Source organism: Pseudomonas sp. PB101 (assembly GCF_009764265.1).
Taxonomy (GTDB): Bacteria; Pseudomonadota; Gammaproteobacteria; order Pseudomonadales; family Pseudomonadaceae; genus Aquipseudomonas.
Map to the genome: position 1 here is coordinate 19,575 of NZ_RWIR01000005.1, position 12,818 is coordinate 32,392.

A 12,818-nucleotide genomic window follows, 5' to 3' on the forward strand; every position below is an offset into this window, starting at 1 on the left:
TTCCTCGAGGCAATCAATGTGTGGGAGTGGGGCGCCGGGCCTGCCAGGCGGCGATCAGCAGTCCAAGCAGAATGAAACCGCCAGGAACCAATGTGGCCAGGTGCAAGCCGCCATCAGCCAGCAGCCCCCAGCCACTGTGTGTTGTGCCGAACAGCCACGATAGATGGTTTCCAAGCGTCCCGTTGCCGATGACTTCGCGCAGCAGGCCCAGCGCGACCATCAGCGCGGCAAACAGGCCGTCCAGTCGCAGGCGTTGGTGCCAGCCCTGCTGAAAGTACCCGGAGTGTTCCAGTACGACGCATTGCAAAGCGATCAAGGCGCCATAGAACCCCAGATGCTGCTGCCATTGCAGCGACCAGGCCTGGGCCATGAGTTGCGCGCAACTGGTGAGCGTGGCGGCAAGCAGGATGCTGGCCAGCAGGCGGGTCGCCGGGACCAGTCGGGATCGCAGGACACCCATGGCTAGACCGAACAACCGAGTCACTATCAGGAACATGAGGATCAGGCCCAGTGCGGCCATCAGCGAGTGAGTGGCGCCGATCAGCGGCGTCAGCATCAGGGCGTTGCGCAGAGTCGCCGAGTTATCCATGGTCCGGGTTCCCGAGCAGTTGTTGCCGGTGTTCATCGAAGTAGCGCAAGGCATCGTGGATGGCATTGATCACCGCTCTTGAGGTGATGGTCGCCCCCGCGATCTGATCGAACTGCCCCTGATCCTTTTTCAGCGCCCAGCCACTGTCACCGGGTCCGGTTCGCGATTTGCCGGAAAAAATCTGTAGCCAGGCATTGGGCCAGTCGGCGATCCGCGCCCCCAGTCCAGGTGTTTCCGATTGCTTGAGGGTTTTGACGCCGAGCAACCTGCCATTGGCGTCGACAGCGATCAGCAGTTCGATGGCACCGGCGTAGCCAAGGGTTTGACTGCGCAGCAACACTGCGACGGGTCGGTCTGACCGCATCGCCAGATAACCACCGAGCAAGGTGCTGTTGGTCAGGGCAGTCGTTTCGATCCGGACGGGGTGTTCGAGTGGTTGATTGTCGTAGCTGTCCGAGGGGATCAGGTCCAGCAGATTACGGCTGTCGATCAGACGCTGTTCGGCAGCAATGCGCGGCGCGCTGCCGAGCTGCACGAAGTACGTCGCGCCAAGGCCAAGTACGGCCAAAAGCAGCAGAAGCGCGATGCTCGACGACCTGCTCATGACACCTCCGGCTGTTGTCTGGCTGCGATGAACCGCTCCAGCGCCGGTACGCACAGGTTCATCAACAGCACGGCAAAGGCGATGCCGTCCGGATAACCGCCCCAGGTACGAATCAAGTAAGTCAGCAGCCCGACGCCCGCGCCGAACAGCAGTTTTGCCCCGGGGCTTCTGGCGCCGGACACCGGTTCGGTGATGATGAAGAACGCCCCGAGCATCGTTGCGCCGGTCAGCAGGTGAAACAGCGGCGAGCCATGAGAGTCGGAGCCGGAACCGTTCCAGCACAGCAGGCTGATGATGAACAGGCTGGCCAGCATGCCGACCGGTGCGTGCCAACTGATCACCCTTCGTTGCAGGAGAAACAGTCCACCCGCCAGAAACGCCAGGTTCACCCATTCCACCCCGCGACCGCCGAAGTGGCCGAATGCCGGGTTGCCGGCAAACAGTTCATCCATGGTCAGGCTTCTGTTGATCCGCAGGCTGTCCAGTGCCGTGGCCTGCACCCAGGCATCCGGTGCAAGGCCGCCACCGAACACTTGCTGCAAGCCACTCGACAGGTCCATGCCATGGGACGATGGCCACTGGGTCATGGCTTGGGGAAAGGCCACCAGCACCAGAGCAAAACCGAGCATCGCCGGGTTGAAGGGATTCGAGCCGACGCCGCCATACAGGTGCTTGCCGAAAATCATCGCAAAAACGCCAGCACTGAGCGTCAGCCACCATGGGCAATAAGGCGGCAGCGCCAGCGCCAGCAATGTGGCAGTGACCAGTGCGCTACCGTCGCTCAGGGTCGGTCGCAGCGGTCGCTTGCGCCAATGCACGACGGCGGCCTCGGCCGCCAGTGCCGCAGCGGCCGCCAGAATCAGGTTGATCAACACGCCCCAGCCGTACAGCCAGAACGCCGCCAGCATGCCCGGCAGCGTGGCCAGCAACACCAGTTTCATCGCCTGTTGCAGGCGATCGTCCACCGCTTCAAGGGCTGGCATGGGCGTCCACCAGACGTTCGGCTTCTGCGAGTGCGCGCTCCAGGGCTTCGATTTGCTGCGCCGGTGCTTCGTTGGCCTGGGCCTTCTTGAGTTCGGCTCGGCGCATGGCCAGCTGGATTTTGGCCCGTTTCAGATCGGCATCCGTTGACGACACGGCGGCAACCGTCAGCGCGGGGGCTGGGGGAGCGGCGCTTTCCAGTTGCGCCAGGTTCTGTTCGGCAGCTTCGAACTGCTGTTGCAGGACGATCAACTGCGATTGCTGTTCGAAGGTCGGCGGATGCCCAAAGGCCTTCAGCGATTTGTGCAGTTGCGCCCGACTCATCGCCACGTCGATCCTGGCCTTTTTCAGCGCCGCATCGGCATTGGCGGCTTTCTGTGTGCGCACACGTTCGAGGGCAGCCTGCACCGGGTCGACAGCTGCTTGGGCAGGCTGCGCGGCGCGTTGCCGGGCCAGGCGTTCGGCGATTTTCTGTTGCTCTTCACGCTGCAGGCGGGCATTGCGTTGTTCGAAGCGGCGCCGTGCGTGATCGCGCTTGAGGGTACGGGCCTGCCGCGCCTGTGGTGTCAGGGCCAGCCCTCCGACAATGGGCAGTACCGTGTTCGACGGTAGCGGGCGCATTTCGATGCAGTCCACCGGGCACGGTGCCACGCAGAGGTCGCAGCCGGTGCACTCATCGATGATCACCGTGTGCATCAGCTTGGCCGCGCCGACGATGGCATCGATCGGGCAGGCCTGAATGCACTTGGTGCAACCGATACACTCGGCTTCGCGGATAAAGGCGATCTGTGCAGGTGCCGAGCCGCGAGTGATGTCCAGTTGCAGAACCGGCACTTCCAGCAGTTCGGCCAGGGCCGCGATGGTTTCGTTGCCGCCGGGCGGGCACTTGTTGATCGGTTCACCGCTGGCGATGCCTTCGGCGTACGGCTTGCATCCGGGATGGCCGCACTTGCCGCATTGGGTCTGCGGCAAGAGTGCGTCGATGCGTTGAATCAGACTCATGTTTTGATCAGTCCGCTGAATCCGAGAAAAGCCACTGCGACCAGGCCGGCACCGATCAGGTCGATCGGCAGGCCGCGAAAGGGCAGGGGCACATCGTTGTCGGCCGTGCGCTCGCGTAAATCAGTGAACAGGCTCAACACCAGCCAGAAACCCAACCCTGCACCGAGGCTCAAGGCTGCGGCGTGAAACATGCCTTTGTCCTCCTGAGCAATGAGCAAGGCCACGCCGAGCACGCCGGCATTGCCCAGCAACAACGGCCAGAGGCCTTCGAAAGGCAAAGTCGAAAACACCCGTGCCAGCAGCTTCAGCAACGGGCTGATCAGCAGCACGCTCAATGGCAGAAACACAAACAGACGCAGCGCCGTCAATTGCAGGGGCACCAGCAGCCAGTGATAGAGCGCGTAGCCGAGCATGCCCACGATCAGCATCAGGCACGTTGTCGCAATGCCCAGGGCATGGACCTGACGGCGCTGGCCGGCCAACAGCGGGTCGACGGCCAGCGGCCAGTGCAACACGAGGTTGTTGATCAGGGCGGCGCTGATAAGCGTAAGCAGGATTTCGGTCATTGTTCATGCCGGCAGGAGCAGTAGTTTTTGTAGGAGCTTAGGCATTATCCGGCAAGGACGGAGGGTGGGCCAGACATGAAAATCCCACAGTCGCGCCAGGCACGACTGTGGGATCGGTTCAACGCAGAAACTTACTTGATGCGCTGACCAGGCTTGGCGCCGCTGTCAGGGCTCAGCAGGTAGATCTCTTCACCGCCAGGGCCGGCCGCCATCACCATGCCTTCGGAGATGCCGAACTTCATTTTTCGTGGCTTGAGGTTGGCGATCATCATGGTCAGGCGACCATCGAGCTTGGACGGGTCCGGATAAGCGCTCTTGATCCCGGAGAACACGTTGCGGGTCTCGTCGCCAATGTCCAGGGTCAGGCGCAACAGCTTGTCGGCGCCTTCCACGTGTTCAGCCTTGACGATCAGCGCGACGCGCAAATCGACTGCCGCGAAGGTATCGAACTCGATTTCCGGCGACAGCGGGTCCTTGGCCAGTTCGCCATTGCCGGCAGGTGCGGCTGCGCCGGTGTCGGTCTGGCTGGCGGTCAGGTCTTCTTTCGAAGCGTCGGTCATGGCTTGCACCTTCACCGGGTCGATGCGGGTCATCAGCGGCTTGAACTCGTTCAACTGATGGTTGGCGAGCAAGGTGGCGTGATCGTTCCAGGTCAGCGGCGCAACGTTGAGGAACGCCTCGGCATCGGCGGCCAGCAATGGCAGCACCGGCTTGAGGAAGATCACCAACTGGCGGAACAGGTTGACGCCGGTGGCGCAGATGGCCTGGACTTCATCCTGCTTGCCTTCCTGTTTGTTCAGCGACCACGGTGCCTTGTCGGCGATCCAGGCGTTGGCGCGGTCGGCCAGGCCCATGATCTCGCGCATGGCGCGGGCGAAGTCGCGGGCTTCATAGGCGTCGGCAATGCCTGGCGCGGCGGCCAGGAAGGCTTCGGTCAGTTCAGGCGCGGCGTTGGTGTCGACCATCACGCCGGCATTGCCCTTGTTGATGAACCCGGCGCAGCGGCTGGCGATGTTGACGACTTTGCCGACCAGGTCGGAGTTGACCTTCTGCACGAAGTCTTCGAGGTTCAGGTCGAGGTCGTCGACGCCACGGCCCAGCTTGGCCGCGTAGTAGTAGCGCAGGTATTCCGGCGACAGGTGGTCCAGGTAGGTGCGGGCCTTGATGAAAGTGCCGCGGGACTTGGACATCTTCTGGCCGTTGACGGTCAGGTAGCCGTGTACGTTGATCCCGGTCGGCTTACGGTAGCCGGCGCCTTCGAGCATGGCTGGCCAGAACAGGGCGTGGAAGTTGACGATGTCCTTGCCGATGAAGTGGTACAGCTCGGCGGTGGAGTCCTTGCCCCAGAACGCGTCGAAGTCCAGCTCCGGCGTGCGGTCGCACAGGTTCTTGAAGCTGGCCATGTAGCCGATCGGCGCATCCAGCCACACGTAGAAGTACTTGCCCGGCTCGTCGGGAATCTCGAAGCCGAAGTACGGCGCATCGCGGGAGATGTCCCACTGCTGCAGGCCGGCGTCCAGCCATTCGGCGATCTTGTTGGCCACGGCATCCTGCAGGGTGCCGCTGCGGGTCCAGGTTTGCAGCATTTGCTGGAAGTCCGGCAGCTTGAAGAAGAAGTGTTGGGAATCCTTGAGCACCGGGGTGGCGCCGGAGATCGCCGACTTCGGATCCTTCAGGTCAGTCGGTGCGTAGGTCGCGCCGCATTTTTCGCAGTTGTCGCCGTACTGGTCTTCGGTGCCGCATTTCGGGCAGGTGCCCTTGATGAAGCGGTCGGCCAGGAACATTTTCTTTTCCGGGTCGAAATACTGGGTGATCGAGCGTGTGGCGATGTGCCCGGCGTCACGCAGCTTCAGGTAGATCTGGCTCGACAGCTCACGGTTTTCTTCGGCGTGAGTGGAGTGGAAGTTGTCGAAGTCCACCAGGAAGTCGGCAAAGTCGGCGCTGTGTTCAGCCTGGACGTTGGCGATCAGTTGTTCCGGGGTGATGCCTTCCTTTTCCGCGCGCAGCATGATGGCCGAACCGTGGGCGTCGTCGGCGCAGACATAGATGCATTGATTGCCGCGGTGCTTCTGGAAGCGCACCCACATATCGGTCTGGATGTATTCCAGCATATGGCCGAGGTGAATCGAACCATTGGCATAGGGCAGGGCGCTGGTGACGAGGATCTTGCGTGGCTCGGACATGGGGCTCGGCTACTTGATGAAACGGAGGTCGGCCACTATAAAGCGCCGGCGCATATTTTTCACCCTGTGAGCCTGTTTCATTGGATGAGTAACAGGTAAAGGCTTTGATCTTTTCAACATCCCGCCGAACGCTTGGAACAGGTACGATACTCACCATCTTTTCCAAGTCCTGTTTTCGGAGTTGCCCATGAGCGCCGTCAATCGCGCAGCGGTGGAAGCCGTCCTTCGCCAATACACCGACCCATACCTGAACCAGGACCCGGTCAGCGCCGGGTGCGTGCGCAACATCGAGGTCCAGGGCGACCGCGTCAGCGTTCAGCTTGAGCTGGGTTACGCCGCCGGGCTGTTCAAGAGTGGCTGGGCGCAGATGCTGGAAATGGCCATTCAGGGTCTGGATGGCGTGGCAAGTGCCAAGGTCGAAATCACCAGTGTGATCGCTGCGCACAAGGCTCAGGCGCAGATACCGGGCCTGGCGAACGTAAAAAACGTGGTGGCCGTGGCGTCCGGCAAGGGCGGCGTGGGCAAATCCACCACGGCGGCCAACCTGGCCCTGGCCCTGGCCCGCGAAGGCGCCAAGGTCGGGATTCTCGATGCGGACATCTACGGTCCGAGCCAGGGCATCATGTTCGGTATCCCGGAACGCACCCGTCCCGAGGTCAAGGACCAGAAGTGGTTCGTGCCGCTCAAGTCCCATGGCGTGGAAGTGATGTCCATGGCGTTCCTGACCGACGACAACACGCCGATGGTCTGGCGCGGGCCGATGGTCTCCGGCGCCCTCCTGCAACTGGTGACCCAGACCGCGTGGGGCGACCTGGATTACCTGGTCATCGACATGCCGCCAGGCACCGGCGACATCCAGCTGACCCTGGCGCAGAAAGTGCCGGTGGCCGGTGCAGTCATCGTGACCACCCCGCAGGACCTGGCATTGCTGGACGCGCGCAAGGGCGTGGAAATGTTCCGCAAGGTCAACATTCCGGTGCTGGGCGTGGTGGAAAACATGGCCGTGCACATCTGCTCCAATTGCGGACATGCCGAGCACCTGTTCGGAGAGGGTGGCGGCGTGAAACTGGCCAATCAGTATGGCGTCGAGCTGCTGGCCTCATTGCCGCTGTCGATGTCCATTCGCGAGCAGGCCGACGGCGGCAAGCCGACGGTGATCGCCGAGCCGGACAGCCCGATTGCCCTGGTTTACCAGGAACTGGCCCGTCACGTTGGCGCGCGGATCGTATTGCAGGAAGCGTTGACGCCGGCGATGCCGAACATCAGCATCAGCGACGATTGATAAGCTTTTGTAGGAGCCCGGCTTGCCGGCGATGGCGGATTTGAATACGCCATCGCCGGCAAGCCGGGCTCCTACAGATCATTGCTCTGCTTTAAATACGCAACCCGCCATCCATCTCCAGAATCCGACCGGTGTAATAGTCGTTCTCGAAGATATACGCCGCCGAATGGGCGATTTCTTCCGGCTTGCCCATGCGCTTGAGCGGAATCCCGGCGGTCATTTTCTCCAGCGCCTCAGGCTTCATGCCCAGGGTCATTTCGGTTTCGATGAAGCCCGGTGCAATGCCGGCGACACGAATGCCGTAACGCGCCAGTTCCTTGGCCCAGGTCACGGTCGCCGCAGCGACACCGGCCTTGGCCGCCGAGTAGTTGGTCTGGCCGACGTTGCCGGCGCGGGAAATCGACGAGATATTGATGATCGCGCCGCTGTTGTTCAGCTCGACCATCTTCGCCGCGACTTCCCGGGTGCACAGGAACACGCCGGTCAGGTTGACGTCGATGACAGCCTGCCACTGCGCCAGGCTCATCTTGGTCATTTCGCCATCCTTGACCTTGAGCAGCAGGCCATCACGCAGGATCCCGGCGTTGTTGATCAGGCCGTGGATCGCGCCGAAATCCTCGGCGACCTGGGCGACCATGTGTGTCACTTGCTCTTCATTGGCGACGTTGCACAGGTACGCGCGCGCCTCTACACCCTGGGCCTTGCAGGCCGCGACGGCGTCGTCGAGTTTTTCCTGATTGAGGTCTACCAGTGCGAGTTTCGCGCCCTTGCTGGCGAAATACTCGGCCATGGAACGGCCTAAACCCTGGCAACCGCCAGTGATAATGATTACTTTGTCAGTGAGTTGCATTCGCATGCCCCCGGCAGCAGGTCTGAGTGGTTTCCTTGTAGAGAGCCTCTCGATCTGCGCCTGATGTGGCCCGGCTGCACATGAGATCTGCCCCCGATGGCGTGCTGGGACTTTCACCAGCAGCTCGTCCGTTTTTTTGACGGATTCTATTTAAGGAGTCATAAATTGAGCGTTGAAGCGGCTAAGCATGCACGAGAATTGCTCCTCAAGGAATACCGTGGAGTGCTCTCGACGCACTCCAAATCGATGCCCGGTTTTCCGTTCGGCTCCGTGGTTCCGTACTGCCTGGACGAGTTGGGCCGACCGCTGATCCTGATCAGCCGCATCGCGCAGCACACTCACAATTTGCAAAAAGACCCTAAATGCTCGCTGTTCGTGGGCGAGCGCGGGGCTGAGGATGTCCAGGCCGTTGGTCGCCTGACCTATCTGGCCGAAGCTCAGCAGATCGAAGACGAAGCCGCGATCGAAGCCGCCTCCGAGCGTTACTACCGCTACTTCCCGGAATCGCAGGGTTATCACCAGGCTCACGATTTCGACTTCTGGGTGCTCAAGCCGGTTCGTCACCGCTACATCGGTGGTTTTGGCGCAATTCACTGGGTCAATGACCTGACCCTGGCCAACCCGTTCGCCGGCAAGGCCGAAGTGAGCATGGTCGAGCACATGAACGCCGATCACGCCAAGGCCATCGCCCATTACGTCGATCTGGCCGGGTTGCCGAACAACGTGCCAGCGCAAATGGCCGGTATCGATACCGAAGGCATGCATCTGCGGATCGGCCAGAGCCTGTACTGGTTGCCGTTTCAAGCGCCTTGTAATACCCCGACACAAGTCCGCGAAGCCTTGGTTTCTCTGGCCCACGCCGAACATTGGCCGAAAAATGAAGAGGCCGACGCTTGAATTCACGAAACGGCGACGTCATCTAAGGTGAACTGGCAAGGCATTCTTGCGTTGAGGAACCATTTGATGCGCCCTTTTTTGTTGCTCTTTCTGCTGTTCCCGGTGTTGGAGCTGTTCGTATTCGTCAAGGTGGCAGGGTCTATCGGGTTTTTCCCGGCCCTGCTGCTGATCATTCTCGGCTCGATGTTCGGTGTGTTCGTGCTGCGCGTCGCCGGCCTGGCCACGGCGCTGCGTGCCCGTGAAAGCCTGAACCGCGGCGAGCTGCCAGCCCAGACCATGCTCGAAGGCCTGATGCTGGCATTGGCCGGTGGCCTGCTGATTCTTCCGGGTTTCATCAGCGATGTGATCGGCCTGGTCATGCTGCTGCCGTTCAGCCGTCGCCTGCTGGCCAATAAAATGCGCCAGCGCGCCGAAGAGCAGGCCATGCGTCAGCGAGCGTTCGCCGACGACCTGCAAGCCCGTGGCGGCCCGGCGCCTCGCGAACCGCTGGGCCGCGAGCCCAACGTGATCGAAGGCGAGTTCGAACACCGCGATACCAAGTAATACGCCCATCGACACGGCACCTTCGGGTGCCGTGTTCGTTTGCAGGGCAGCGAACAGAAAATTTTTCGCTCCCCGCCCTTGTAATAAGCTTATGCGCCCTTATGTAACGGTCACCGCAAGGTTTCTGGCGAATACGCCAGACAGACTTCCGCGGTTCGCTTGACGAACCGCAACCGGCACCGCCGGCCTTTGTTAAACCCGCCGGGACTACACCGGCCGATGAAAACCACAATTAGGAGAGATCGACAATGAAGCTTCGTCCTCTGCATGACCGCGTCGTCATCCGTCGCAGCGAAGAAGAAAAGAAAACCGCTGGCGGTATCGTCCTGCCAGGTTCGGCTGCTGAAAAAGCCAACAGCGGCGAAATCCTCGCTGTAGGCACCGGCCGCGTATTGGAAAACGGTGAAGTGCGTGCACTGTCCGTGAAAGTGGGCGACAAGGTTGTGTTCGGTCCTTACTCCGGCAGCAACACTGTGAAAGTCGACGGCGAAGACCTGCTGGTAATGAGCGAGAACGAAATCCTCGCTGTTATCGAAGGCTGATACCCCCGTTCATTTTCCGCTACTACAAAGTATTTAAGGAATATCGATCATGGCTGCTAAAGAAGTTCTGTTTGGCGATTCCGCCCGTAAAAAAATGCTCAAGGGCGTCAACGTCCTGGCTGACGCGGTAAAAGCGACCCTGGGCCCGAAAGGCCGTAACGTGATCATCGAGAAGAGCTTCGGCGCTCCGACCATCACCAAGGACGGCGTTTCGGTCGCAAAAGAAATCGAACTGGAAGACCGTTTCGAAAACATGGGCGCGCAGCTGGTCAAAGACGTTGCCTCCCGTGCCAACGATGACGCAGGCGACGGCACCACCACCGCTACCGTTCTGGCTCAGTCGATCGTCAACGAAGGCCTGAAAGCCGTCGCTGCCGGCATGAACCCGATGGACCTGAAGCGTGGCATCGACAAGGCGACCATCGCCATCGTCAAAGAGCTGAAAAACCTGTCCAAGCCATGCGCTGACACCAAGGCAATCGCTCAGGTTGGTACCATCTCCGCCAACTCCGACAACTCCATCGGCGACATCATTGCCGAAGCCATGGAAAAAGTCGGTAAAGAAGGCGTGATCACCGTTGAAGAAGGCACTGGCCTGGAAAACGAACTGTCGGTTGTAGAAGGCATGCAGTTCGACCGTGGCTACCTGTCCCCGTACTTCGTCAACAAGCCGGAAACCATGGTTGCCGAACTGGACAACCCACTGGTTCTGCTGGTCGACAAAAAGATCTCGAACATCCGCGAAATGCTGCCAGTGCTGGAAGCCGTTGCCAAAGCCGGCCGTCCACTGCTGATCGTTTCCGAAGACGTTGAAGGCGAAGCCCTGGCGACTCTGGTCGTGAACAACATGCGTGGCATCGTTAAAGTCGCAGCCGTCAAGGCTCCAGGCTTCGGCGACCGTCGCAAGGCCATGCTGCAGGACATCGCCGTTCTGACCGGCGGTACCGTTATCTCCGAAGAGATCGGCCTGAGCCTGGAAGCCGCTACCCTGGAAAACCTGGGCAGCGCCAAGCGCGTGACCATCTCCAAGGAAAACACCATCATCGTTGATGGTTCTGGCGTAGCAGGCGACATTGAAGCCCGTATCGCTCAGATCCGTGCTCAGGTTGCCGAAACTTCCTCGGACTACGACCGTGAAAAACTGCAAGAGCGTCTGGCCAAGCTGTCCGGCGGCGTTGCAGTGATCAAGGTTGGCGCTGGTTCCGAAGTAGAAATGAAAGAGAAGAAAGCCCGCGTTGAAGACGCCCTGCACGCTACCCGTGCAGCCGTTGAAGAAGGCGTGGTACCTGGCGGTGGCGTTGCGCTGATCCGCGCTCTGCAAACCCTGAACGATCTGAAAGGCGACAACGCTGATCAGGACGTAGGTATCGCTGTTCTGCGCCGTGCCGTTGAAGCACCGCTGCGTCAGATCGCTGCCAACAGCGGTGACGAGCCAAGCGTTGTAGTCAACGAAGTCAAGAACGGCAAAGGTAACTTCGGTTACAACGCTGCGACTGGCGAATACGGCGACATGATCGAAATGGGTATCCTGGACCCAACCAAGGTCACCCGTTCCGCGCTGCAAGCTGCATCGTCGATCGGCGGTCTGATCCTGACCACCGAAGCTGCTGTTGCTGATGCACCGAAGAAAGACGGCGGTGCTGGCGGCGGTATGCCAGACATGGGCGGTATGGGCGGCATGGGCGGCATGATGTAAGCCAGCCTTACCCCTGTACGAAAAAACCCCGCCTGCGCAAGCAGGCGGGGTTTTTTTATTCATTCATTTTGAGAGTCACATAAATCCCTTGTGGGAGCGTGGCTTGCCCGCGATGGCGTCGGATCAGGCGCCGACAGGTACCGCGCAGGCCTCGCGTTTAGCCCTCAGGGCCGGTCGATACAGAACGTAGTAATACGACCCCAGACAAATCAGCCAGCAGAACACCGCCGTCCACACGTTGTGCGAGAAGAAGTGCGCGCCCTGCATCATCCGCGCGATGGAGAACACCGAGCCGAGGGCAAAGGCGAAAACCAACGCTGCGCGAGCCATGCGCGGACGACGGTCACGCAGTACGAAAAACAGGGCAAACAGGGTGAACCCCGTAGCCGCATGGCCGCCGGGCCAGCAACGTCCCGGTTTATCGGTAGGCGGGCGAGGGCTCAGCAGTTCGCTGTAGGTCTCGTGACCGCCAAATTGCTCAAGGCTCCATGGACACTGCACCGCAGTCACCGCCTTCATGGGCGTGACAAAGGACGTCGCCAGGCCCAGGGACAGCACCAGGCAACCCAGTTCTCGCTTGAACGGTTTGAGCCTGGCCATGAAGAACGAAGCGATGTAACCGAGGATGGCAAACACCGAGAAGGCGATGACCACTTGCTTGGCCCGATCGTGCAGGATGTCCTCGAGGAAGTAACTGTGGCGTCCGATGAAGTCCCCGGCGACCGGGTCGTAAAACAGCCTGGCCAGGTCCATGTCCAGCGTGGTCAATTCGAGCAACACCAGAATGATCGCAGCAATGGCGGGGACTCCAAGGCACACCCAGAAATTGAGGGGGCGAGGAGCGGGGCGGGAAAGGCTCGAAACCATGCTAGTTCCTTGATCAGTGAAGTGTTCTCGAATGCGCAGCCGCGCAGAGTTTGAACCCGTTTTTGTCGTTTGGGTGTGAATCACTGGTGAAAAACTCGTCAAGGCTGTAAACGGTCAGTTTCCACGCTTTTACGCTTCACTCAGTCCTAGCCGTGAGCTGAACTTCGCCTTAAGCTGCGCGGGCCATGACGGCCGTTACTGTGGACGGAGAGATAC

Annotated in this window: 13 protein-coding genes; 5 read left to right on the forward strand and 8 right to left on the reverse strand. The window is 60.5% G+C overall.

Going from position 1 to position 12,818, the window contains the following annotated elements; all coding sequences use genetic code 11:
* Window positions 1–13 precede the first annotated feature (13 nt).
* The 6 genes from EI969_RS01140 to metG all read right to left on the reverse strand — a co-directional run bounded on the left by EI969_RS01140 (window position 14) and on the right by metG (window position 5,925).
* A complete protein-coding gene (locus tag EI969_RS01140; RefSeq protein WP_160385570.1) occupies window positions 14–589 on the reverse strand; it encodes an Rnf-Nqr domain containing protein in 576 nt (191 codons plus the stop codon).
* Window positions 582–1,193 (reverse strand): RnfABCDGE type electron transport complex subunit G, encoded by a 612-nt coding sequence (locus tag EI969_RS01145; protein ID WP_160385571.1) that lies wholly within the window; start codon window positions 1,191–1,193, stop codon window positions 582–584. Before EI969_RS01145 ends, EI969_RS01140 begins: the two co-directional genes overlap by 8 nt.
* Window positions 1,190–2,176, reverse strand: a complete 987-nt coding sequence (locus EI969_RS01150) for an RnfABCDGE type electron transport complex subunit D (protein WP_160385572.1) — start codon at window positions 2,174–2,176, stop codon at window positions 1,190–1,192. Before EI969_RS01150 ends, EI969_RS01145 begins: the two co-directional genes overlap by 4 nt.
* Complete coding sequence (gene rsxB, locus EI969_RS01155; RefSeq protein WP_160385573.1) at window positions 2,163–3,176, reverse strand: electron transport complex subunit RsxB; 1,014 nt, start codon at window positions 3,174–3,176, stop codon at window positions 2,163–2,165. Before rsxB ends, EI969_RS01150 begins: the two co-directional genes overlap by 14 nt.
* On the reverse strand, window positions 3,173–3,742 hold the full coding sequence (locus EI969_RS01160; protein WP_160385574.1) for an electron transport complex protein RnfA: 570 nt from the start codon (window positions 3,740–3,742) through the stop codon (window positions 3,173–3,175). The genes rsxB and EI969_RS01160 overlap by 4 nt, the downstream gene beginning before the upstream one ends.
* A gap of 131 nt (window positions 3,743–3,873) precedes the next feature.
* The gene (metG, locus tag EI969_RS01165; RefSeq protein WP_160385575.1) at window positions 3,874–5,925 is read right to left on the reverse strand and encodes a methionine--tRNA ligase; all 2,052 of its coding nucleotides are present in this window, start codon (window positions 5,923–5,925) and stop codon (window positions 3,874–3,876) included.
* A gap of 187 nt (window positions 5,926–6,112) precedes the next feature.
* Between metG and apbC the strand changes: the two genes are divergently transcribed.
* Entirely contained in the window at window positions 6,113–7,207 is a 1,095-nt protein-coding gene (apbC, locus tag EI969_RS01170; protein WP_160385576.1) for an iron-sulfur cluster carrier protein ApbC, read from the forward strand.
* 91 nt (window positions 7,208–7,298) lie between these two features.
* On the opposite strand, the gene EI969_RS01175 is transcribed toward apbC, so the two are convergent.
* The gene (locus EI969_RS01175; protein WP_160385577.1) at window positions 7,299–8,057 is read right to left on the reverse strand and encodes an SDR family oxidoreductase; all 759 of its coding nucleotides are present in this window, start codon (window positions 8,055–8,057) and stop codon (window positions 7,299–7,301) included.
* Window positions 8,058–8,222: 165 nt separating this feature from the next.
* On the opposite strand from EI969_RS01175, the gene EI969_RS01180 reads away from it, so the two are divergent.
* The 4 genes from EI969_RS01180 (at window position 8,223) to groL (ending at window position 11,735) form a co-directional block, all read left to right on the forward strand.
* On the forward strand, window positions 8,223–8,954 hold the full coding sequence (locus EI969_RS01180; RefSeq protein ID WP_160385578.1) for a HugZ family protein: 732 nt from the start codon (window positions 8,223–8,225) through the stop codon (window positions 8,952–8,954).
* 66 nt (window positions 8,955–9,020) lie between these two features.
* Complete coding sequence (locus tag EI969_RS01185) at window positions 9,021–9,497, forward strand: FxsA family protein (RefSeq protein WP_150718792.1); 477 nt, start codon at window positions 9,021–9,023, stop codon at window positions 9,495–9,497.
* Between the two features lie 248 nt (window positions 9,498–9,745).
* The gene (locus EI969_RS01190; RefSeq protein WP_007985847.1) at window positions 9,746–10,039 is read left to right on the forward strand and encodes a co-chaperone GroES; all 294 of its coding nucleotides are present in this window, start codon (window positions 9,746–9,748) and stop codon (window positions 10,037–10,039) included.
* Between the two features lie 49 nt (window positions 10,040–10,088).
* Window positions 10,089–11,735: a chaperonin GroEL gene (gene groL / locus EI969_RS01195; protein WP_160385579.1), complete on the forward strand. Its 1,647-nt coding sequence runs from the start codon at window positions 10,089–10,091 to the stop codon at window positions 11,733–11,735.
* Window positions 11,736–11,858: 123 nt separating this feature from the next.
* On the opposite strand, the gene EI969_RS01200 is transcribed toward groL, so the two are convergent.
* Entirely contained in the window at window positions 11,859–12,602 is a 744-nt protein-coding gene (locus EI969_RS01200; RefSeq protein ID WP_160385580.1) for a phosphatase PAP2 family protein, read from the reverse strand.
* Window positions 12,603–12,818 lie beyond the last annotated feature (216 nt).

Coding starts and splice junctions, on each gene's coding strand:
- EI969_RS01175 (WP_160385577.1), bottom strand. CDS start 8,057: ATGCAACTCACTGACAAAGTAATCATTATCACTGGCGGTTGCCAGGGT.
- apbC (WP_160385576.1), top strand. CDS start 6,113: ATGAGCGCCGTCAATCGCGCAGCGGTGGAAGCCGTCCTTCGCCAATAC.
- EI969_RS01145 (WP_160385571.1), bottom strand. CDS start 1,193: ATGAGCAGGTCGTCGAGCATCGCGCTTCTGCTGCTTTTGGCCGTACTT.
- EI969_RS01190 (WP_007985847.1), top strand. CDS start 9,746: ATGAAGCTTCGTCCTCTGCATGACCGCGTCGTCATCCGTCGCAGCGAA.
- EI969_RS01185 (WP_150718792.1), top strand. CDS start 9,021: ATGCGCCCTTTTTTGTTGCTCTTTCTGCTGTTCCCGGTGTTGGAGCTG.
- rsxB (WP_160385573.1), bottom strand. CDS start 3,176: ATGAGTCTGATTCAACGCATCGACGCACTCTTGCCGCAGACCCAATGC.
- groL (WP_160385579.1), top strand. CDS start 10,089: ATGGCTGCTAAAGAAGTTCTGTTTGGCGATTCCGCCCGTAAAAAAATG.
- EI969_RS01150 (WP_160385572.1), bottom strand. CDS start 2,176: ATGCCAGCCCTTGAAGCGGTGGACGATCGCCTGCAACAGGCGATGAAA.
- EI969_RS01200 (WP_160385580.1), bottom strand. CDS start 12,602: ATGGTTTCGAGCCTTTCCCGCCCCGCTCCTCGCCCCCTCAATTTCTGG.
- EI969_RS01140 (WP_160385570.1), bottom strand. CDS start 589: ATGGATAACTCGGCGACTCTGCGCAACGCCCTGATGCTGACGCCGCTG.
- EI969_RS01160 (WP_160385574.1), bottom strand. CDS start 3,742: ATGACCGAAATCCTGCTTACGCTTATCAGCGCCGCCCTGATCAACAAC.
- metG (WP_160385575.1), bottom strand. CDS start 5,925: ATGTCCGAGCCACGCAAGATCCTCGTCACCAGCGCCCTGCCCTATGCC.